Genomic DNA, 22,573 nt, shown 5'->3' with positions numbered 1-22,573 from the left:
TTTGCATTTAATTCACAGCGTTTTCCTTTGCTGTAAATAAATAACCATCCCATAAGTGCGCGGGATGGTTTGGTTTATCAATAAGAGCATTTATTTTTCTGTTTGAAACGTTTGGACGATCTGGTTCAGTTCATCGGCAATGCTGCTGAGTTCTGTTGCGCTTCTAGCCATTTCGCCAACAGACGCGGATTGTTCTTCGGTCGCTGCCGATACCCCTTGTGTCTGCTCAGAAGCCTGCTCAGCAAAAACTTCAATGGGGCGATATGCGGCCGTCGCTTCTTCCGTTGATTCAGCAATTTGACGGATAATCTTTGATATCTTCTCAATTTCGACGATCGAATTGCTCACGAATGTCTCTATGTTGTCAAAAGATTGATCACTTTCTTTGACCGCATGAATGCCCTTATCAACTTCTTTAATTCCCGTATTCATGGATTGGACAACCTTTTCCGTATCTTCCTGAATCGTTGCGATGATGGAACTGATGCGATCGGCATTTTCAGAGGATTGGACGGATAGTTTTTGAATTTCAGTGGCGACAACAGCAAACCCTTTTCCATATTCACCGGCACGAGCGGCTTCAATGGAAGCATTGAGGGACAATAACTGAGTCTGCGACGCAACATCATTGATCACATGGATGATTGCATTAATCTCTTGCGACTGTTTGCTTAAGTTGCTAACCATTTCAGCCAAATGAGTAACTGTTTGTTTAATCTTAGCCATTTGATTATTCGTTACATCAACGGTTTCCTGACCGTTATCGATAAATTTTCGCGAATCTTCGTACCGCCTCGCGAGTTGACTCATCTGCTCGGTCACTGAAGCAATCGATTGATTAATTGACTGAGCATTTGTTGTCAGTCTCTTAATTCCACTTGCCTGCTGATTGGCCGCACCTGCAATCTGCTCGATCGAGTGAGCAATTTCATCTGTTGTCGCCTTACTTTCTTCAGTAGAAGCGGTCAATTCTTCAGAGGAAGCAGTCAGCAATTCAGACTTGCTGCTCAGCGTATGGACGATTCCTTTTAGCGAATCAATCATTTTGTTGGTGCTCCACCCTAGCTGCGCAAGCTCCTCACTTGTTTTCATTGACGTCGTATCCAGTTCCTCAGTCAGGTCATTATTGCTTACTTTTTCAAATACCGTGACCATTTTCTTCAACGGTTTGGTCACATAGTTACGAACCAGCCACACCGTAAGCAGAATAACAATAATTAAGTTAACAAGAACACTTAAAATAATGGTGAACGTGAGCGGATTCACGAGCCCATTAATATCTTTAACATTCACATTGCCGGTAATTCGCCAACCTGTAAGACTATTGATTGCACTGTAAACCTTCTGATCATGATACACAAAAGGCTTGGACTTATTGCTTGCCAATTGCTTCACAAACAAATCATCAGCTTTTGTTCCGATTTTACCTTTTTTATTAACAACCCATTTATTTTCTCGATCAAGCAAAGAGACATAGCCCGTTGCACCGACTTTTGCTTGATTGACTAATTTTTTAATTTTATTCAGTTTTAGATCCATACCAATGACGCCCTTACTATCTTTGGTTGTTTGCGCAATCGTAACCGTCATGACGTTAGATCCATCCGAAGAACGGTAGGGGGAAGTGATGATTAGCTGTCCCGGATGCTCCATTGCCTGTTTATACCATGGTCGCGTACGAGGATCAAGACTTTTGGGAATTTTAACCGATGAAGGAAAAAAGGCAAGCTCACCTTTCCTATTGGCAAGATACAATGCCGCCTGATCCTGATCAGCTCTCTGAATATTGCCAAGAGCTGCTTGGAGTTTAACGCTGTCAATGTCGCTCGTTAACTGGCCACTCAATTTCGTAACCATATAAATCTTGCCATCAATGAATTGGTTTAAATTTTTATTCAATAGTTTAATGTTGTTCGTCGTATGATCGTCCAGCTGCACTTGGCTCGATTTTTTGACCTGCTGAACGATAATCATCCCAAAGAAGAAATTGGGTATGACGATAACAACTATGAGAAAAATCATCATAAACCCAGTAAAACTTAAATGCCTTCTCTCTCTTTTCTCTTCCGTCACCTTCACTGCCTCCTTAGAAACTGATGAAACTCAAACGTATTATCGACAAATGATGTACTTTGTTTAAACGGCAACACCGGTCGCTCGCAAAAAAAGCCTCCCTCAAAAATCAAATGAAAGGACAAACCTGTTCACTCAAAAATAAAGCAAATCTCCGCATTTTTTCATCTCAAAATTCATTATACTATGCTATGTACCCGATATCTTGTTCCAATCAGAGCATTCGCTCCAATAAAAAAACACCCTTCATTTTCGAAAGGCAGTTCATCTTTGCCGAATACTTATTTTCTTAAAAACACATTATCCGTCTCAGATCTTTTACATTTGATCATCAGTCAACTGTTTCGATAACAAACAGCTTTGAAACGAGCTCCAAGAATCAGTAAGTGGTTTATTGAGCTCTAAACCTGATTAACAAAATAGCCTGCATTCATAAGTTCATCTCCGTCAAGAGCTTCATTGCCGCCGTTCACCTTATACACCTTGTCAGGATTTATCCCTTTCATGTAGAAACGCAGATAGGATGAGTTAGGTCTGCTCAATAGTTGCATTCTTCTCTTTACTTGAAAAATTAAGTTTTTATCGTGTATTTAGAGCCTTTTAATATCCACTCTTTATTTCGCATTTTCCTCTCCGGTGTTGCCATCTATCAGATACGACACTCAGCCACTCCGAACAGGCATGTGAATCTCAGCAAGATAGTCTCCATATACTGAGATCATAGCATGATAGACAGGTTCGGAAAGAATCAGTTGATGTTCGGCAGGTATGCACAAATCTGTTCATACGAAGCGGAAAAGGCTTTCCTTCTTCATAGTGGCGATCATGAGTGAGTGGTCGATCATAAGCGACGCTTCAAAGCGGCAGTGATCCTGTGTCCTGCATTCATAAGTTCCGTTCAGTAGCAAATAAAACGTGAAACGAACCTTGCGATCATCTTCTTGAAGGGATTCAATTGTCATGACCAGCGATCTCATTGGATAGAGGCCGCTTTTCATAGCCTTCAACTTCAGTTGTTCCGATTTCTCGAGCCATAAATCCTTTTCAATCGTTTGCTCACAGATGAGTACGTTAAATAAAATTAATGAAGATTCCTGAACTTCCGGATCACCCGCATTCATTATTGAACCCCCACTTTCCGTTCGATATATTGAAAATCACGGTTCCCCTTAAAAAATTGAAAAAGGAGAAGTGAGCGTTAAATCATTATCCTCAATAATTGGTAAATTTTATTGTCGATGATCGAGAAAACAATAAAATCGAGAAAATAAAACATCGTTCAACAGAAAAAGGGGACCGACTGGATCCCCTCGATATTTAAAATGGTTTTTCAAACATACCCGATAGGCACGGAAAAATATCCCCCTTTTTCACATAAGTCCGTCACTTCTCTAATTCTTTGAATGCCAACGCAAAGTTTCCCAGTGTTGCTGATCCGTTATCTTTCACTCTTGGCATTCTTATATACGTGTTTAGATCCGGAACTTTGATGTACTTGTTATTGAGTTCCGTAAAGTTGCGTCTCACTTTCTCCAGAAACGCCTCACTGACGACACCGCCGCCAAACACGATGTTATCCGGCCTCAGGATCATCGTTTGCTGAATCGCGGCTTGGGCGACATAGTACGACAGAATATCCCAGACCGGATGGTTCAATGGAACATCTTTTCCTTTAATGCCGAGCCTGGCGTCAAAGGTTGGTCCCGAAGCCAGACCCTCCAGACAATCTTGATGAAATGGACATATCCCTTCGAATGTTAGATCATCCGGATGCCGTTTCACCCTTACATGCCCCATTTCAGTATGGCCTTGCGATCCGACGATCTTTCCGTCGATGACCGCACCACCGCCAACACCGGTTCCAATCGTCAGATAGACTAAGGATCGGATCTTTTCATTAAATAATTGTGCGAGCACATATTCCCCATATGCCGATCCATTCACATCCGTTGTAAAGAAAACAGGTATGTTCAGTGCTTCTTTAATTGGTCCTACAAAATTAGTTTGGCTCCACCCTTTTTTAGGAGTTTCGGTAATATATCCGTACAATGCGTTGTTTTTCTGGATTTCGATCGGACCGAAAGAGGCGATAGATAACGCAACCAAATCCTCAAATTGTTTGAAAAAGTTGATTACCTTAGTGAACGTGGTCCTTGGATCTGTCGTGGGGATTGATACCTTTTCGATAACTCGATAGTCCTCATTTCCTACTGCACACACAAACTTCGTCCCGCCTGCTTCGATACTGCCTAATAACATAGCCTCTATCTCCCATTTCATTTATATATAATCATTCAGCCAAAATCATTCATTACTTCCTAATTTATAGACATTCAGATCGCACCAAGTGCTTTGCTGCGCCCTTAACTGAAAATGAAGAGCCCCCTGTGAATAAAAACGTTCTGAAAATGTGGCTTCTCCATTGTTGATAAAAAGTTCAAATGATGACGTATCTATATATGCCCTAATCATTATCTTTGACAACCGCACTGCCGGAAAAGCAGCCGTCTTTGTCTTCATCATCGCCGGGAGTCAACGCAACCGGACATTCCTCCCAATGAATCAGATCCATACTGCGAACGTGGCCCCAGTGCATCGGTCCCCATTCTGAACTGTAGGGATGATATTGAAAAAAAGCATGGTAGTACCCCTTAAAGAAGCATAATCCGTTGGGATCATTCATCCAGCCCTTTGGCGGCATGATATGATAGCTTTGTCTGTATCGGTCATTCATTCTCTGATTCATTCAAAAGGAACTCCTTTCAATCCTTACTAGATTAATAAATCGCACGAGTGAAGCTTCTTAAATAATTGTTAAATCAGAAGTTCGCTTATCGATTTCCTAATAATCGGCGGACATTTAACACGCGTAATCGAAACAGCTTTATTCGCATTTTTCTCATGACAGATTCTCAGTAATTTTCGAATGCCTAGGACACCTAGATCATAGTGAGGCAGTCCGACTGTTGTCAATGCGGGATGCAGATGAGCAGAGATGACCATCTGGTCGTCGAAACCAACGACAGACATATCCCCGGGAATGGACAGTCCCCTCTGTCTAAGCCCATCATAAATCCCCATCGCAACACGATCATTATGACAAAACACCGCGGTTGCCCCGCTATCAATGAGCAAACCTGTTACTTCAAATCCTCCTTCTTGATTCGGTTTCACATACGTAATCAACGAGGAATCAAAAGGAATTTCCGCCTCCTCAAGCACCTGTTTGTACCCTTCCAGCCGCCCCGTTTGTGCAGGCGAGGGAGACGTTGTGTTAACGAAAGCGATGTGTCGATGACCGGCCTTTATAAGAAGTTCAGTTGCTGCTCGACCGCCTTGAACTTCATCGGGAACAATGGCAGGATAAAGCCCCTGCTTATCAAAACAGTTGACGAGTAACGCAGGTTTTTCCGATTGAAACTTCGGCGTCTCCACCGGGCGGTGATACCAGGTTGAGTAGATAACGCCCTGCACCTGCTGTTCAGCCATCATGGCAAGTGCTTTGTCTTCAACAGATTCCTTGCCTCCAGTATCAATAATGAGTAGAAGTTTCCCGCTTCGCCAAGCTTCGTCCCGAGCTCCTTTAATGATCTGCCCCGCAAAAGGCATGGTTGCAACATCATCTGTCACGAAACCAATAAGATCCGATGTGCCATTCACGAGGCCTTTTCCTAAAGCGTGGGGTTGATAGCCAAGTGAATGGGCTATTTTTCGGACTCGATTGCGTGTACTTGCCGGAATCCGATGTTTTTCATTATCATTGATTGACCATGAAGCCGTTGCAACGGAGACTCCGGCTGCTTTAGCAACATCGTGCAATGTAATTTTTCTCAACTACCTTACCCCCTCTATTCCCCAGACCGACAAAGCAGCGATTGCCGTGATCACGATCGCAACAGGAAAGACCGGTATATAGGAGCCCGCAAGTGTAACTAACGTCGATGTAATGACTGCACCAATTGCCTAGCCGGCACAACTGGCCATGTTAAGAAATCTCAGGTCTTTGCCAGCACTCTCCTTGCTCGGCAGAACATCAAAACACTTTGTTATTCATAAATAATTACCCCTTTCATTTTAAGATTACTAGTATTTAAATTGCTTAAACGTTTAAGCGGTTAAGCATCTAACAGCATTGAAAGCGCTATCCGATTTTGTCAACAATAATTTCGAAACCCCCTTCATTAATCTCTTTTAAATTAATCTACCATTTCTTTCTACTCAATTACCATGATACAAAACTTAGGGAAGTACTTCCTTTTTTACGTTTTGAAACCCTTGAGGCACAAGGGCTAATGATTATGAAATTGATTCGGGTAACTAAAAATAAATAAAAAGCCAATTAATCTAAAAAAGCAACCTCAGTTTTAGATCATGGCTTTGTCAAAAGATGTTATTTGTATGATACAAGATAGCTTGGATTTTACTTTTTTTACTCTGTGAAATGCATTTTATTTCAAGGTAAACTTTCATTACGCAGTAAATCATCCCCTAAAATAAATCGGGTTTGAAATAAGTTCAAGTTTTTTCTCCAACCCTTTAATATAATTTCCGTAAATTTCAATACGAAAAAATTTACTGTTTTTGCAAACTTGACTATACTCAGCATCTGAACATTTTTTGGGGATAGTTTTTATTTCTCTGCCATTGTCTGTAATGAAATGAATCTCCTCTCCACCCTTAAGTTGACTTACAGATACAGTGATTTCACTATGACGATCTACTGTGTCACCGAATGAACATGCTTTGCTCCAGAGATCCAGTGTCGGGGCATTGATCGTATAGGTGATATAGCCGCTCCCATGACGTATTGCAGAAAGAATATCCTCAGGATCTTTTGACAGCGCATAGACACAATAAGTTGGTACTCCCAAACTATTTAACAGACCCGGTCGATGAAAGTCACTCCCGCCAGTTATTGGAATCTTTTTTCCCAGACACAATTGTTCATGCCACCAATTAATTGCTTTCATATTCCGTTCGGCTATGACACCATTCCAAATTTCAATTGCGTCAAAAGGAACATCAAAACCCCATTTCCACGGACAATCCGGACAAAATGGATGATTCAACACGATCAAGGCGCCATTATTCTGTGCCTCTGACATTTTAGAGCGAGTGTCGTCAATTGATTGAGACACAAAATTTCCAGCAAAAGGTTTGACGGTACCAAGAAATCCTGCGTGACCGTTATATTGTGTCCATTCCATCCCAGGAATCACTGTTAATGTTCCTGAATTAAAATAATTCGTATTTACAGCAAAGTTATTATGATCCGTAATAAAAAGATAATCTAGATTCAATTCTTTAGCTTGACGGACAATCGTCTCAATTGACAGTGCGCCATCAGAACCGTTCGTGTGAACGTGGGTGTCACCTTTAAACAATCGTCGTTTCTTTGGTGTGAAAAGAATTGTATAAGTAACTTCAATGCCTTCTTCCGGGATTTTATAGGCGCCTACTGTGACTGTCCACTTGCCCGGTTTAATGGGATCGTTTAGAAATCCGACAGAACTTTCTGTACTTGAAAAAAACAAATGAGATCGGTTTGAGCCTGACGATCCAAGATAGTGTCGATCCGAAGAAGTTATCGAAAAGTCAATCGTCGCATGATCTTCAGTAAGAGTGACACCTTGCTGTTTCATCTGCTTCACTTTTTCATAGCTGTATTCAATATCAATTCGTTCAATCCCTTCACCCACATTAAATTCAAATGGAAGATAGAGACCTTCATCGGCTTTCGTTAAATTCTTTTTAATCACAATTTGATTAGCTGACATTCTATCAATCCCTCTTTTATGTTGAGTAAATGACGAATCATCGATTTTGTTCTTTATGCCCCTCGCTGATAAGGAAGGTCATAACTAAACTAACGATAATCGCGGCTAATGGAAAAAATACAAACAGAAATTTTGATGCCTGATCCGGAACCGTACCTGGTGATGAACCACTCGAAAAATGGTAGAGATTCTCAACAAGAAAAAAAGCAAAGCCAATAAATATTCCATTCACTCGATACATTAAATTAAAGAAACTGCTATACACACCCTCCAATCTTTTTCCATGATTTTCATAACCGCGGTCAATCAAATTCGCACCGACAATATCAGAAGAAGCCATAACACCGGATATTCCAAATCCTATCAAGCAGCTAAAAAGTGCAAGGGAACTTAGGCTGCTCGAAAAGGCCATTAATAGAAAACCAATGAAAATGATAATGGTAGCCGTTCGCAAAACATTCAAAGCAGAAATAGCACTAGAAACACGTCCCCAAAATAACATTCCAATAACGGTTACCGTAAGAACTCCGAAGAATATTAGTGAAGTTGCGGATGGTCCGAGATGAAGTGCATATTTAATAAAAAAAGGCATGCTTTGCATGAACATCGAGAAAGAAATGCTATAGAAGGCCGTCGAGACACCATAGAACCAAAGGTTTTTTTCCTTAACAATAGTTAAAAAACTATTTATCAGACCAAAATCCGGGTCTTTTTGACGTTCAGGATTTTCATAACAACCAAATGTGCAAAACCAGATAATAACCCATGCAAGAATCCCGTAGATAACGGCAACGCTGAAATAGCCCAGATGCTCGGTAAGAATTGGTGTCAGAGCGATACTGATTGCCATAGCAGCAATTTGAAAGGCTTGTCTTAAAACGTTCGTTTTTATTCTCATCTGATTCTCTGGGAAAAGTTCTGGGAAAAGCGAGCCATAATTCAAATTGATAATTAAATCTAACGAAGTTGTCAGCACGTAAAATCCGCCTAGATAACACATGAGCAATAGCTTATTCTCAAATGCATCACCGCTAAAAAAACAAATTAACGAAACAACAAGTAGTGGTGTTGATATGATTAACCAAGGCTTTCTCCGTCCCCAACGCGTCCGCGTACGGTCAGACAAAAAACCAAACCAGAATATATTCAATACATCAACAATTGTATAAATAAATAGGATCATTGAAAATTGTGTTGACGTGATCCCAATCTGATCAATACAATAGATCGCTGCATAGGTTCGAAGCAAATTAATTGGAATTGATGTACCGAGCATACCCACTGCATATCGAAACGGACTTGTTCTTTTGTTTGAACTTATGTAGGATCCATCCTTACTAAGCGTTTCCAACATGAGCGTCACCCTTTAATCGAACCTAGATTCATTCCACTCACCAAGAACCTTTGAGCAATGATATATGCAATAATTAGTGGAAGCACAGAGATAACAATACCTGCCATGATCGCATTCGGTGCAATAAATGTCGTTCCAGAATTTGCCGTACTGTTAAAGATCAAAGAACGAAGAACAACTGGCAATGTAAATTTGTTCTGATCAGTAATAATGGTCACAGGGATCAGCAGACTGTTCCATTTCGATACAAAAGACACGAAGCCCACGGTGACTAACCCCGGTATAGACATCGGGAGATAGATTTTAAAGAAAATTTTAAATTCACTTGCATAATCAATTTGCGCCGCTTCAAATAATGATTGTGGAATGGCTTCGAAATAGTTTTTCATAAGAATAATGCCGAACCCTGACATTAATCCATTGACAATAAGCCCTGAGTAAGTATTCAGCAGACCCAGATCTCGGTTCAAACTATAAATAGAAACAAGCGTCAATTCACTAGGAATCATCATAGTAATTAGGACAAAGCTCAGAATTAGATTACGGAACGGTAAATCCTTTTTTGTTAAAATATAGCCAACTAGTGCTGACAGTAATACTTGAAAAAAAGTGCCGACTGTTGTTACGAACAACGAATTTAAAAACGGAAGCCACAAGTTTTGTGTTTTCCAAATAAGTACAAATCCTTCAACAGAAAATTCTTTTGGAAACAGAGTAATTCCTGGTACCATAGAATTTTTACTCGTTGAGAACGCAATCGCAAGGACATTCATAAACGGGATAATCATGGAGATAAAAAGGATTATCAACATGAATCGATTTAGTAACCGAGCTGGACGAGATAATTGATTTTTATTTTTTCTTAGGTACACATGGTTCACTTCCATTCTTTTTTGAAGATTAAATGATGAAAAACAAGAGTAATTAAAAAAGTCACTAGAAGAAGAACCACTGATGCTGAAGTAGCCACACCAATATCAAATCGAACAATCCCCTTCTCGAAAATATAGAGCAAAGGCGTTCTCACCGAGTCAATAATAGCTGGATTTCCCATTACATACACTTGATCGAAATTGGTGAATAATCCAATGATCCCAAGTAAACATATTGTTTTCATTGTTGGTACGAGTTCAGGAAGAATAATCTTTGACATTTGTTTTCCTCGTGAAGCAGAGTCGATTTGGGCAGCTTCAAAAAGATTTGAATTAATAACAACAATACTCGCAAAGAAAAGCACTGCCGTGTAGCCAATATCTTTCCATGCTCCTGTAAGAACCATTATGAGTTTCGCATAGTGAGGTTCTGTGAGAAATTGCATCGGCTTTACAGATAATGCAGATAGAAAACCATTAGCCAAACCGTGGGAACTTAAAAGATACACCCAAATTCCACCAACAATCGTCCAAGAGAACAGGTATGGTAAATAAGTCGTGGTTTGAACTAATGATCTCAAATGCTTATTTCTGATCTCATTAAGAAGCAGTGCTAGAATCAGCCCACCTATAAAGGTTAGAAGAAAAGTTCCTAAACCAATGACAAATCCATTTCCAAGAGAGGCCATAAACTCTTTATCTGCGAACAACTCGCGATAATTTTCAAGTCCGCTCCATTCTGCAACACCCAATAATTTGCTTTTCTGGAAGCTTTGAATGAGCCCCATAAAAAGTGGGATATAAGAAAATATGCAAAAATACAAAAGTAGCGGAATAAGCATGATATAAACGAAACGGTATTTTTTCATCTTCCGTAAAGTAGCTGATTTTGACTTTGATGAACATTTCATATAAATTAAACCTCCTTTGACATGCCAAAAGATCATTGAATATAAGAAAGGTGTATTTTCATGAATCCACACAAGGATCATAAAAATCACCTCTCTCCTCTCGTTTCTATTAGCTGAACCTAGATCCATTCATTTCATTGACAGTTTAATGCTCGATTAATCAATAACCTTCTTCGCCTTAAGATTTTCTCGCATTTCTTTCAACCCGTCTTCAACCGATACTTCACCCTTAACCATTCTGATCGCCTCTTTAGATACAATGGTCGTATAATCAGCGGTTTCCGGCAGATAACTTTCGGTAGAAGCATATTTTAAGAAACCTAACGCATCTTCAACACCTGGATTGTATGGAAGCGGCGACTTATACTTTTCTGAGATTGGGAATGGGGCGCCGTGATCCATGCCTGCTTCCTTCCCCTTTTCCGTTAATTCTACTTTTCCGTTATCATCCGTGTAGTCGTAACCTTTCGCCCCGACTGATAAAAGATCTCCACCTTTTTGAGTAGCTAATGTTTCTAGGACTTTCATGGCTTCCTTAGCATTTTTGCTCGTCGATGGAATACCCCACAATGAAGCAGCACCACGTGTTAACATGTATGCTCCATCTTTGTTCTTTGTCCCGCCATGAGCAACAGCCTTGAATTCATTTGGATAACTGCCTGCCGCATTAACATTATAGAGGCCTGTCCAAGCAGCCCAGTCCGTGACAACCCCCGTTTGAGAGGATTGGAATTTATTCCTCAATTCTTTTGTTGTATCTGTAAGTGCATCCGGATCCATAAGTCCTTCTTTATATAATTTTCTCAGCCAGCTCCATACAGGAGCAGCGGCGTCTGTACTCCACGGAACGGTTTTCTTTCCATTTTCATCAACAACGATTCCGCCTTTTAATCCTTCACTTGCAAACCATGGTTGGAGGTCAAAAAGTAAGCTTAATGAAACATTAAATGGATAGAATCCTTGGGTCTTATCCTTATCCTTCAATTGTTTAAACAATTGATAATAACCATCCAATGTGTCTGCATCCTTAAAATCAATACCATATTTATTTATTAGCCCTTCGTTTACATTAACTACTCGTTCAATTTCCTTTTTATTAAAACTTGCATATATTTTGCCGTCTATTTCAATGTTTTTCCATTCTTTTTCTGGTATAATTGATGTGTCTGAAAGTATATTAGAATCTTCAACGGCACTGGTAATGTCTTGAAGAGCTCCTTGCTTCACTAAATCGGGTAACTGACTTTGATCAAAATAAACAAGATCGAGATTTTCTCCCCCTGCCTTTAATTTTTGCATGAGTACCGTATTGTAATCATCGGCAGGCTTGATCATGTTAATTTTGTATCCGGTTAGTTGCCCCAATTCTTTTTCAAAGGCTTTCATTCCTTCTTCATCCTTACCACCTGTCACGGCTGTAAGAATATTGATTGTTGGTTTGCTGGTTTTATCGTCTGTTTTGTTTGAGTTCCCGCAACCTGCCAGTACACCGACAAGTAAAGCAACACATAGTAAAATACCTGTTAGTTTATTCATGTTCAGTTAGAGCTCCTTCTTTTTAAGTGTTCACCTGATATCGGATCGAAGAAGTGCATGTTTTCCCTCTTGATTTTTAGACCGTAGTTCGTGCTTGGCGACATTTTGGACGAGAGATTTTTTTTAACGATTAGTTCTCCTTCCTCTAACATAAAATAAATAAGATTTTCCGAACCAAGAAATTCGATAAGATTTGGCTTTATTCCTGATTCTCCAGTGGTTAGCTCACTGAGTTGAATGTATTCCGGCCTGATTCCAAGAATCACCTCCTTTCCTACATAAGGTTGAAGCAATACTTGGTAATCATCTGGGACTTGAACGTTGAACTCGCTAAGCTTAAATGATTGGCTATTTTTAATTTTTACACGTAATAAATTCATGGGCGGTGAACCAATAAAACCCGCAACAAATAGATTGCTCGGATACAGATAGATACGTTCCGGCGTGTCAATCTGCTGAATGATTCCTTTATTCATGACCACAATCTTGTCGGCCAACGTCATTGCTTCCGTTTGATCATGGGTAACATAGATCATCGTAGCTTTAAGCCGATTATGTAAGTCAGCAATCATTTTTCTCGTTTGTACGCGAAGCTTCGCATCCAGATTCGACAATGGCTCATCAAGAAGAAACACCTTAGGCTCCTTTACAATCGCTCGTCCTAATGCGACACGCTGACGCTGACCACCTGACAATTGTTTCGGCATACGTTTTCTAAAATCAGAAAGATCCAATAGAGAACAAGCCATGTCAACTTTCTGCATAATTGTTTGTTTTGGTTTGCGCTGATTCTTGAGTCCAAAAGACAAATTCTCTTCTACAGACATATGCGGGTAGAGTGCATAGTCCTGAAAGACCATGGCTATGTCTCTCATTTTCACATCTACGTCATTTAACGACTGTTCTTCAAGAATAATTTCTCCTGATGTAATCTCTTCCAGACCGGCAAGCATTCTCAGAAATGTTGATTTTCCGCAGCCTGAAGGGCCAACAAAAACAACCAATTCACCTTTATTAATTGAAAAATTCGCGTTGCGAACAGCATATCCTTGATTGTTTTTCCCGTCCACATATTGCTTGGATACATGTTTGAAAGTTAAAAAACTCATTTGCTTACTCCTAACTCGTTTGAATAATCTTTGTTGATCCCATTATTTTTAAAACTGAATCAATACGTTTATTGTGCAGGCGCTTTGAGTCTACATTTTCGATAAGGTCAATTAGAAGCTGCGCAGCCTCATGTCCTAAACGCAGTTCATTTAATTCCACTACGGTTAGAGGGGGCTGAAACACCTCACTTGAATTAAGTCCGGAACAAATGGCAATCACAGATAAATCATCAGGTATCGATTTGCCACGCTCATAGGCAGCATGGTAAACACCTTTAGCCATAATATCAGAATCAGTAATGAATGCCTGAACGTCTAAACAGTCCAACTCTTTTTTCGCAATCTCATAAGCAAAAGTCTGTGGGTCAGCTTTTTCCTCCAAAAAATAATGCCGATACTGCGTGTCCAAATAATGATGTTTATGAATCGCACGTTCAAAGCCTCTTTTTCTTTCTAAAGAGTAGGTTCGGGATGCCTGTGAGTTTAAGAAACAAAGATTTGCAGCACCATTTTCGATTAGAAAATCCGTGACAATATACCCAATATGAACATTATCATTGTCAACATGATAAACATTTTTTATTTCCGTATCCGGTGGCGTTCCTACCCATACTCGTTTTATTTGTTCATCCATCCGTCTATCGGAAACTGCTTCATGGGACTCTGGATTCAAAATAATTTCCCCATCAATCGGAAAGAAGTGCTTTTTTTGTTTTCCCGATGGATTGATAAGCAAATAGTAATTTCGCTCATCGCAGACAGACAGAATCCCTCTAATAATATTTTGATGAAAATCCGTTGATGATTTTGTATCTGTATTAAAAGAAACACCGATAACTTGCGATTTTTTCGTCGCCAAAGTTGACGCAAAATAATTAGGTCTGTAGTTCAGTTCTTCAGCCGCTTGCAAAATTTTTTCTTTTAATTCCTTGCTGATTTCCTTTTTTTTGCTAAAGAAATTAGACACCGTACTTTTTGCGACATTTGCTTTTTTTGCAACGTCATTAATTGTGACCAAAAGGATCCCTCCACCAAGAAAACCGGTTCGCTGATAGGCTATAAAAATCTCTCAAACAATTTATATATTAATCGTTAACCGTTAACCCCTTGTTGGAGTAAAGTAAAGTTTAAGTTAATTCAGCTGAGCCAACTGACAAGAAGACCAAAGGCAACATGATGCTTTAAGATCCGTACGTCTTCATTTCCCCTGCAATGATCTTCATCACTAAAATTGTTTAGTTTTTGTCTATCTATATAACGTACCATAAAAAAATAAAAGGTATGAGCAGAGCGAAGAGCATTGTTAACCCATCTGATCGGATCAAGGCAGAAAATGCTAACCGAATTATAAGCTGAAACCGAACAACTTAGTCTCCGAACTCGCGCAATAAAATTGGACAATAGGCGTCCAAGTATTACTGATTATGCCATATTTTATACATTGCATGCCGCCATAAATAAATGTCGCGGGTGCTAATAAAATAATAATTAAAAGACGTCCAATAGAAACAGGGTTAGTTGATATTTTATAATTTATTAGACAACGAAAAGGCGAATTGATTTGCAGTGAACGATTGGCATGCTGTTTCGCGCCTACGCACTCAATGAATTAAAAATCCATAATTAAAAACGCCCCTCAAATCAGCAGATACTATCACGCATCTGCTTTTTCTGAGAGGCAAAAATATAAGCAAGCATGAATCATTCCCCGTGACAGGATATTAATCAGTTTTCTTTTTTCTCATCACAATACCTACTGCTATAAGAATTAGAATGACGCCGAGTGAAACGGTCCAGACGTTGAATACATCACCAGTTTTAGGCAGGGAGGACGATGCCCCAGCATCTTTATCCTGTTTCTGGCTAGTATTCTCGGCTGCGGAAGAATCATCCGTAGATCCATTTGAATGTTCCACGTTTCCAGCACTCGAACCTGAATCATTTGATTCATTCTCGTTTTTGGTGTCCTGACCGTTATTTGAATTAACACGAATGGCCTGAAGTCGTTTTGTCAAAGCTGTCTTATCTGCACCTTCAGTAAGAGCGTTGACTAACTTTTTCGCGGCTTCAATAGTTTTCTGATCTCGACTCTGTTCCGCATTCCGGACTGCTGCCTCGGCATCAGCAATGGTATCCTTACTGGAAGGATCTGTAGTTTCATCGTTTTTAAAACCATCAACAAGCTGTAGATCAGCCATCGCCTGATTCAATTCATCAATTGCTATGTTAACTTGTTTCTGATCATCAACACTTAATGCATTATTGTCATACGTCGCAATGGCCTCTTGTAACTTGGTTTTGAACACATCCTGACTAACCTCTTTATATTGAGACAAATCGAATTTATTTGCCTTTGCAATTGCGGTTTCAAGAGCTGTCTTATCTGCCGACTTCTTCAAAGCAGCCTGAGCCCTTGATAAGTTATCCAGGACTGACGCGACATCCTTAGGGACGGCATCTGCATTATCCAACACTTTTTGCGCGTTGTTCAGTGCAGAGGTAAAATCACTCTGACCGGTAATCGAATAATCGTTCAGGTTCAGTGCTTTTGCTGATTTTACTGCTGCTTCAAGTTGCGTCTTATCAGCAGGATGTGCGGTCAGTGTGACATCATCCACAGCACTGCCATCCGGATGAGCGGCAATTAAATTCATTTTATTGCCATTCACTTGAGCGGTGAGATAAACGACTTCATTCTTATCTTTTTGAACGACTTCGAATACAGAAGGGTCATTCGGCTGGATATCGTACGTTTTGTTCCCTGTATGTCCGGCCGCAATATAGACTGTCCCCGCACTTGCCCTTTTGTTAGCCACGAGTGGATAGGTACGTCCATATGAGTGATCATGGCCATTGAACACAAGATCAATACCGAGCTCGTCACATACCGGGGCAAGCATATTATGGAACATTGTCGATTGGGCATCAGCAGGATTTTTGTTATACGCCGGCTGATGGGTGGCAATGATCTTCCAAGTCTGATGCGTTGCCTTCATGTCTTTGCGCAGCCAGTCCATTTCCTTCTTCATCATATCTGCATTATCCGTCCAGCCAATCACCGCAATGTGCATATTTCCATAATCAACCGAATAAGTACCTGTTTTGTTAATCTCTGGTCCATTCGTGTTTGGCATCGCCAGCATTGAAGCAGACTTGATTCCGTTATCTCCTTGGTATTCATGGTTGCCTAATACGTGGATCATATCCAATGAGTCAAATACAGGATGCTTGTTAAACATCTCTGCAGTCATGTCGGCCTCATCAAAGAATGTCTGGTCATCAGTAAAGTCTCCAACATGAATAGCGAAGTCCGATTTAACAGATGCATTCTCAATCCGTGTGAGAATCTTATCAAAGTCCTCTAATCCGCTTGATTCAGTTACTTGAGTATCGCCAAATACATTGAATGTCATCTGATTGCTATCGGTTAACGTTTTAAATCCTCGAATATCCGACCAGTTTTTTCCGTCGCCAACTCTAAATACGTAAAGTGTCCCCGGTTTTAATCCAATTGCCTTCGCGCTGTTAAGTTTGACGGCACTGCTATCACTGGAGTAGGTGAGTAATTGTCTCTTTCCGACAAAATTCTGGAAAGCTTGATTACCTTTAGCGTCATATTCTGACTTTGCGGCCACTTGCATAATTGCCTGCTCTTCACTTTGAAGCGGATTGGTCATCCAGGTCACTGACTTTTCTGTTTTCGGATTCTGAGTAGCGCCGACAAGAATATTGGACGGCATTTCCGTCTTCTGTGCATTGTACGACTGACCGGATGCAGCAAAACTATAATTTTCTCCTTTCTGTGCGGTTAACTTAAATTTCTGCGCACTCCTCGTCGGCAGAGAACTGGTTAGTTTCCCTTGAGTATCGGTCGTGCCCAGCGACTGAGTCTTACCATCTGCCGAGGTCATGCTGACCTCTACCCCGGAAACCGGCTGACCATCCTGGGTTTGTACCTGCACGATGCCGTCTGAGCCGACAACCATAGGCTCTATCTGTATTTGATAAGCAGCAACAACCGGCACTTCACCTGGGTTGCTTGAGAAAGATGCATTAAAAGAGTTTCCCTGTGCATTCACAAACGTTGCGTTACCCTCGGTTATGCTGTAAGAAATCTTTGCACCCTCCACGGTGCTCGAAGGCACAGAAACCATAATTGTTGCCAGATCTCCGGCTTGTTTCGGTGCCCCATCATTTTGAATCGTCAGCTTCAGATCACCGGTTGCCTGATCGTACATATAGGTGCTTCCGGCAGCACTTTTGGCAAAAGTAACATCTTTAACCGGAAAACCCTTGCCAAAATTAATTGTAGCGGTTGCACCCTTCACATTGGAAAGGTCATCTGCCGACAGTTTCAGCGAATAGATACCTCCAAGTGAGGCATTTCTTTCTTTTGGACTGAGGCTTATTTTCGTCCCGTTTCCGGTATTCACTGTGAAGTAAGCATCCTTACCAGTCTCGTTGCCGAAGTTATCCTGAATGGAGATATGAACATGATGCACGCCATCAGCCCACTGATAACCGGAGAGTGTAAATGTTCCATCCTTGTCGTAGGAATAGTGATCCTTTGCACCAGTATATTCGGTTCCATCTACCCAAATCCGGTTACGATCCCAATTGATGCCGGTCGCATGAGCATCACTCATATCATCGTGAATCGCTGTCGTCAGGTTCACCTGAGCATTCGTGTATGATTTTCCATCCACATTGATTGAATCGATGATCGGCGACTTGAGGTCGTCAACATTTGCCCCATATACAGCTCTGACGTTATCCACATAAACGCTACCTTTAGTCATCGGTCCTCCTCCTGGCTGTCCCGATTTCAGTGACATCATCCGAATCATCTGCTTCGGGAAGGTTTTGAATGGCCCCTCATAGTTAGCGGGTATTGGTGCCTCAACATATTTCCAGCCTGTCCAGTTGATTCCCTCAGTCTGCGTCGTCAGGTTAATTGGTTTATTTGTACCTGCTTTATCATAGACATACATTCTCAGCCAGTATCCTTGAGCTTCCGATGTCGCATGCACCCACATGCCAATACCGGTCGGCATCCCAGGAATATCTTTGCTTTTTGCCGGACCGGCGTAGGCACCAAGCGTTGCGTTTTTGGTCGCATTGGTGAAGTCATAATCCATCCTGAGTGAATGATCGCCGAATCGAATAATTCCATCTGGATAATCCGAAAGCGAGAGGACGGAAACTTCACCACGTCCTGCTGTTGAAGGTGACCAGTCACCTAATCCAGCTTCAAAATCATACAGAATAGTCGGCAACTGCCCCACAGTTACACTAAGCGTTGCGGATAAGTTCGCCCCCGTAAGTGTCGCTATTAGATCACCCGAGGCACTTTTACTTCCAGTATGAAGTATATCCGTGTTGTCAATAGTTCCCATATTCGGATCAAAACTCCACTTAATATCGCCATCATGTAAAATAACCTCACGCCCCTCGTAGCGAGCAACCAATCCTAAATCATTTGATGTATTGAACTTCAGACTCAATGCTTTTTGAGTAAAAAGAAGTTCATCTGGTACCGCAATTTCAACATCGGTACTACCAATAATTTTTCCGTTATACGAAAGGGTGACAGTTACTTTACCTTCCTTTCCATTCGATTGGAATACACCCTTGGTCGTTTCGATGCTGCCGAAAGTGGGGTCAGACAGGCCCCAGCTGAGTCCATCTGCGGGTAATGGCGCTGAATAGCCGGCTGCATCTTTACCCTTTGCTGTGAACGTGATCGTTGAATTTGGTGAATAGGTTTTATCAGCCGGGGAAATGACTGCTGATGCAAACACATGATCTGCAGAAGCATTTGATATGATGAGCCAGGAGTTGGCTACCGTGCGCTCAGTTCCATCAGACGGACGGTTTTTTAAACTGAGTTCATCCTCTCCAGGTGTTCTGGAAATATAAGTTGTCGAACCCCCTCCATCAAGGTTTACTGCCTGAATTGCTCCCATATCAAGCATTAGCTGTGCCAAGTCAGACATCGAAATCCCATTTGAATACGGAGCCTGCCGGCCATCAATAACAACAAAAAAGACTGTATTATCACCCTTGATTCCTACTGCCGTTCTTGGTTCAATATTTGCCCCAATCGGCGATGTATTACCAATTTTTCCATCTTTTACTAAAATGTTTTTTGCACCTAAGGCCTGTTTTAAATTTGCTTTAATTTGGTTGTACTTTGTTTGGTCACCAATAATCGGCGTTCCATCGTTTAAAACACCGAAGAATGTTGCATCGCTTCCGTTCGCTTGATGAATTTCAATACCGTTTTTCACAACATTACCTTGAGGTTCACCTGTCGCCATATTATAAAAGTCTGCATTAACCCCGGTAACAACATTTTTTCCATTCTTAATTGCCGCATTTGCCTCTTCACGAACTGATTGCATACCGTAATCGTGTCCGTCGTCTGGCATCCCGGGGTATAGTGCTGTGTTCTTGTTGCTCAGATCAACATTTACAGTAAAAAGCTCGGTTCTGTCGCCCGCCGCATTTTTATATGTAATATGCTTTTCTTCAATCCCGGAAGCTAATTGCGTGCTGGTTTCATTAATGATCTGTTTCATTACCGAGGATGAAACATTCGTCTGTTCCAATGCGTGTGCAGGAATATTTGAAATGAATTGTGTAAATAAAAAAGTGGCCAATGTCATAGAAACGATCGATTTACTGCACAGTTTCACGTTTTTTTACTTCCTCCCCATAGTTTAGAATCGCTCATTCAGGAAACCCACCTATCTTTTTCTCATGCTTCCATCCAAAGCACAGTTGAATTATATAATTTGGAAATTGATTAGAAATTGATTACACATAATAAAATAGTAATGATACTGTAAAAATGCTTAGTTATACGAAAATGAATTGATCAGTATACTTCAGAAAAGATTGTGCTTCCATGAGCTGCGATCTAACTCTGTTCCACTTTTTCCCATAAAAAAATCTCTTTTACCAACGAATTGTAATCTGTTGAGCCAAAAGGATTATATCTCATGTGAATTTAATGACCTTCCGTGAACCTGTCACTTCTCCAATTCTTTGAATGCCAAAACAAAGTTACCCAAGTGTTGTCGATCTGTTATCTTTAATTTTTGGCATGCTTATGTACGTGATTAGATCCGGAACTTTGATGTACTTGTTATTTATTTCAACAAAGTCGCGATTCACTATTTTGCTAAGCATGTCCCTATTTGGATACAGCACTCTCCAAAATGTTCAGGTTTTGTCTATTTAATCAGAGTAATATAAAACAAGAATTAAAACAGTGAATCGGACATGGCCACAATGACGTGGCACTGAGAGGAGCAAAATGAGTGTTAAGTGATTTATTGATCGGAACAAAACAGGAAATCATTTCAAAGTTACAAAGTGATAACCAACGACTTGATCGCCGGATTCTCGCAATAAAAAATGAATGGACTCGTATGCGCGCACAATATGAAGAAGATATGAAAAAATTGCGGACCATTCGAGAGCATCACGCTCTTATTAAAAATGGTGAAGAAATCCACCGTCTGAATGTCACTATAAAAGAAAAGCAGACAAAAGCATTGATGAATACACAAAAATAAAACAGTCAGGTATCCTTTTAAACTTTGTCTCTTGTCGTTACCACAAACGCAAATTTTTATGCGATACAATCGAGATTATGATTTTCATTTACCTCATTAGGACATACAGACGCCATGTATAAAAAAAAAGCGGCGCGTGCGGCCGCTTTTTTACTTTCCAATTTTTTTGAACAATTCAAGTTACTTGGTTGAAAAGTTTTGATCAATCAGATCGTATTCGTCTTTGGAAAGGTTTACTTTAGCTGATTGCACAATTCCCGGAATTTGACCGGCATTGCGAGCGCCGGGGATCACTGCAGCTAAATTAGGATTAGCTAAATACCATGCCAGTACAATCTGGAGAACATCGACATGATGCTGCCTCGCAATCGGGCGCAGCGTATCAACCGCAGCCATCGTTTTTTGGAACACTTCACCTGTAAATTTCTTATCTTTGCTGCGCGGATCATTTTCAGCAAAGGTTGAATCCTTCGTATATTTGCCGGTAAGTAACCCCGATTCAAGCGGAAAGTAAGGAATAAATGAACTATGTGCGTCATTCAAATACGGGAATAGCGTTTCTTCATCTTCGCGGTGAATTAAGCTGTAATAATTTTCGACGACATCAACATAACCATCCTGGTTCGCTTCCTTCACTTGTTCAGGCGTGAAATTTGAAATGCCAATTGCCCGTAGTTTTCCTGCCTCTCGCAGTTCTTGGAGCGCACCAACAGCTTCGCTTTTCGGTGTTTTTTCATCAGGGAAATGAATATAGAAAATGTCAATATAATCGGTTTTTAGTCGCCGGAGTGCATCATCAACCGACTTTGTCAGGAATTGCGGTTCATTATTCAAAAGCATGCCACCGCTTGAGAAGTCGTGCGCCGCTTTGTCGGCAATGATCACTTGATCTCTCGGGAAATCGGCAATAGCTTCACCAATCAATTCCTCCGAACGTCCTTTACCATAAATAAATGCTGTATCGAGCAGCTCGATTCCCGATTCAAGAGCAGTGCGAATCGTCGCAAGACCGTCTGATTCCGACAGATTTGGAAACAAATTGTGTCCACCGACCTTGTTTGTACCTAGTCCAAGTGGTACTGTTTCAACTTGACTTTTTCCAATTTTAATCTTATCCATCAACTTACCTCCTCAAGATTCTTCATCTTCTTGAATATAGCACAGCAATCGAAAGAAAACCGTTTCCATGCTTGTAGGTTCTATGGATGTAAGTAAATCGTTAGTCACAAAAAATTTAGTCGGTGTAGGGTATAGTGCTCGTGCACCCCTTTCATTAAGCTTCCAGAAGTTTGTTATTAACGAATCTTAGAGAACTGGAATCTTTGCTCTTCTTCAGATAGAATAATTTCAATTTTTTA

General features: G+C 40.7%; 16 protein-coding genes and 1 pseudogene. 1 reads left to right on the top strand and 16 read right to left on the bottom strand.

Going from position 1 to position 22,573, the window contains the following annotated elements; all coding sequences use genetic code 11:
- Window positions 1–90 precede the first annotated feature (90 nt).
- The 15 genes and pseudogenes from NIE88_RS00400 to NIE88_RS00335 form a co-directional block, all read right to left on the bottom strand.
- The gene (locus tag NIE88_RS00400) at window positions 91–2,073 is read right to left on the bottom strand and encodes a methyl-accepting chemotaxis protein (RefSeq protein WP_253057728.1); all 1,983 of its coding nucleotides are present in this window, start codon (window positions 2,071–2,073) and stop codon (window positions 91–93) included.
- Window positions 2,074–2,474: 401 nt separating this feature from the next.
- Entirely contained in the window at window positions 2,475–2,615 is a 141-nt protein-coding gene (locus NIE88_RS00395; protein ID WP_253057727.1) for a GH36 C-terminal domain-containing protein, read from the bottom strand.
- Between the two features lie 240 nt (window positions 2,616–2,855).
- Window positions 2,856–3,194 (bottom strand): hypothetical protein, encoded by a 339-nt coding sequence (locus NIE88_RS00390; RefSeq protein WP_253057726.1) that lies wholly within the window; start codon window positions 3,192–3,194, stop codon window positions 2,856–2,858.
- Window positions 3,195–3,456: 262 nt separating this feature from the next.
- Entirely contained in the window at window positions 3,457–4,332 is an 876-nt protein-coding gene (gene scrK / locus NIE88_RS00385; RefSeq protein ID WP_253057725.1) for a fructokinase ScrK, read from the bottom strand.
- Between the two features lie 45 nt (window positions 4,333–4,377).
- Complete coding sequence (locus tag NIE88_RS22675; RefSeq protein ID WP_373689382.1) at window positions 4,378–4,545, bottom strand: GH32 C-terminal domain-containing protein; 168 nt, start codon at window positions 4,543–4,545, stop codon at window positions 4,378–4,380.
- Window positions 4,544–4,819, bottom strand: a pseudogene (locus tag NIE88_RS00380) (glycoside hydrolase family 32 protein); the annotation flags it as partial. The gene NIE88_RS22675 and the pseudogene NIE88_RS00380, both read right to left, overlap by 2 nt.
- Before the next feature lie 68 nt (window positions 4,820–4,887).
- Window positions 4,888–5,907: a LacI family DNA-binding transcriptional regulator gene (locus NIE88_RS00375; protein WP_253057724.1), complete on the bottom strand. Its 1,020-nt coding sequence runs from the start codon at window positions 5,905–5,907 to the stop codon at window positions 4,888–4,890.
- Window positions 5,908–6,554: 647 nt separating this feature from the next.
- Complete coding sequence (locus tag NIE88_RS00370) at window positions 6,555–7,850, bottom strand: CehA/McbA family metallohydrolase (protein ID WP_253057723.1); 1,296 nt, start codon at window positions 7,848–7,850, stop codon at window positions 6,555–6,557.
- A 37-nt stretch (window positions 7,851–7,887) separates the two neighbouring features.
- Entirely contained in the window at window positions 7,888–9,204 is a 1,317-nt protein-coding gene (locus tag NIE88_RS00365; RefSeq protein ID WP_253057722.1) for an MFS transporter, read from the bottom strand.
- A gap of 5 nt (window positions 9,205–9,209) precedes the next feature.
- A complete protein-coding gene (locus NIE88_RS00360; protein WP_253057721.1) occupies window positions 9,210–9,935 on the bottom strand; it encodes a carbohydrate ABC transporter permease in 726 nt (241 codons plus the stop codon).
- A 146-nt stretch (window positions 9,936–10,081) separates the two neighbouring features.
- Entirely contained in the window at window positions 10,082–10,987 is a 906-nt protein-coding gene (locus NIE88_RS00355) for an ABC transporter permease subunit (RefSeq protein WP_253057720.1), read from the bottom strand.
- 156 nt (window positions 10,988–11,143) lie between these two features.
- Entirely contained in the window at window positions 11,144–12,523 is a 1,380-nt protein-coding gene (locus NIE88_RS00350; RefSeq protein WP_253057719.1) for an ABC transporter substrate-binding protein, read from the bottom strand.
- A 2-nt stretch (window positions 12,524–12,525) separates the two neighbouring features.
- A complete protein-coding gene (locus tag NIE88_RS00345; protein ID WP_253057718.1) occupies window positions 12,526–13,632 on the bottom strand; it encodes an ABC transporter ATP-binding protein in 1,107 nt (368 codons plus the stop codon).
- Window positions 13,633–13,642: 10 nt separating this feature from the next.
- Window positions 13,643–14,650 carry a LacI family DNA-binding transcriptional regulator gene (locus tag NIE88_RS00340; RefSeq protein WP_253057717.1) on the bottom strand — a complete coding sequence of 336 codons (1,008 nt, stop codon included), beginning with the start codon at window positions 14,648–14,650 and terminating at the stop codon, window positions 13,643–13,645.
- A gap of 703 nt (window positions 14,651–15,353) precedes the next feature.
- Window positions 15,354–20,330, bottom strand: a complete 4,977-nt coding sequence (locus NIE88_RS00335) for a phosphodiester glycosidase family protein (protein ID WP_253057716.1) — start codon at window positions 20,328–20,330, stop codon at window positions 15,354–15,356.
- A gap of 627 nt (window positions 20,331–20,957) precedes the next feature.
- Between NIE88_RS00335 and NIE88_RS00330 the strand changes: the two genes are divergently transcribed.
- On the top strand, window positions 20,958–21,215 hold the full coding sequence (locus NIE88_RS00330) for a hypothetical protein (protein WP_253057715.1): 258 nt from the start codon (window positions 20,958–20,960) through the stop codon (window positions 21,213–21,215).
- Window positions 21,216–21,395: 180 nt separating this feature from the next.
- Here NIE88_RS00330 and NIE88_RS00325 read toward each other — a convergent pair whose 3' ends face one another.
- Window positions 21,396–22,334, bottom strand: a complete 939-nt coding sequence (locus NIE88_RS00325; protein ID WP_253057714.1) for an aldo/keto reductase — start codon at window positions 22,332–22,334, stop codon at window positions 21,396–21,398.
- Between the last annotated feature and the right edge of the window lie 239 nt (window positions 22,335–22,573).

Origin of the sequence: Sporolactobacillus shoreicorticis (genome assembly GCF_024125445.1) — a bacterium.
Classification (GTDB): domain Bacteria; phylum Bacillota; class Bacilli; order Bacillales; family Sporolactobacillaceae; genus Sporolactobacillus; species Sporolactobacillus shoreicorticis.
The sequence above is the reverse complement of the archived record's forward strand: the minus strand, read 5'-3'. Positions and strand labels throughout refer to the sequence as shown.

Coding starts and splice junctions, on each gene's coding strand:
- NIE88_RS00370 (WP_253057723.1), bottom strand. CDS start 7,850: ATGTCAGCTAATCAAATTGTGATTAAAAAGAATTTAACGAAAGCCGAT.
- NIE88_RS00390 (WP_253057726.1), bottom strand. CDS start 3,194: ATGAATGCGGGTGATCCGGAAGTTCAGGAATCTTCATTAATTTTATTT.
- NIE88_RS00355 (WP_253057720.1), bottom strand. CDS start 10,987: ATGAAATGTTCATCAAAGTCAAAATCAGCTACTTTACGGAAGATGAAA.
- NIE88_RS00350 (WP_253057719.1), bottom strand. CDS start 12,523: ATGAATAAACTAACAGGTATTTTACTATGTGTTGCTTTACTTGTCGGT.
- NIE88_RS22675 (WP_373689382.1), bottom strand. CDS start 4,545: ATGATTAGGGCATATATAGATACGTCATCATTTGAACTTTTTATCAAC.
- NIE88_RS00365 (WP_253057722.1), bottom strand. CDS start 9,204: ATGTTGGAAACGCTTAGTAAGGATGGATCCTACATAAGTTCAAACAAA.
- NIE88_RS00345 (WP_253057718.1), bottom strand. CDS start 13,632: ATGAGTTTTTTAACTTTCAAACATGTATCCAAGCAATATGTGGACGGG.
- NIE88_RS00325 (WP_253057714.1), bottom strand. CDS start 22,334: ATGGATAAGATTAAAATTGGAAAAAGTCAAGTTGAAACAGTACCACTT.
- NIE88_RS00360 (WP_253057721.1), bottom strand. CDS start 9,935: ATGGTACCAGGAATTACTCTGTTTCCAAAAGAATTTTCTGTTGAAGGA.
- scrK (WP_253057725.1), bottom strand. CDS start 4,332: ATGTTATTAGGCAGTATCGAAGCAGGCGGGACGAAGTTTGTGTGTGCA.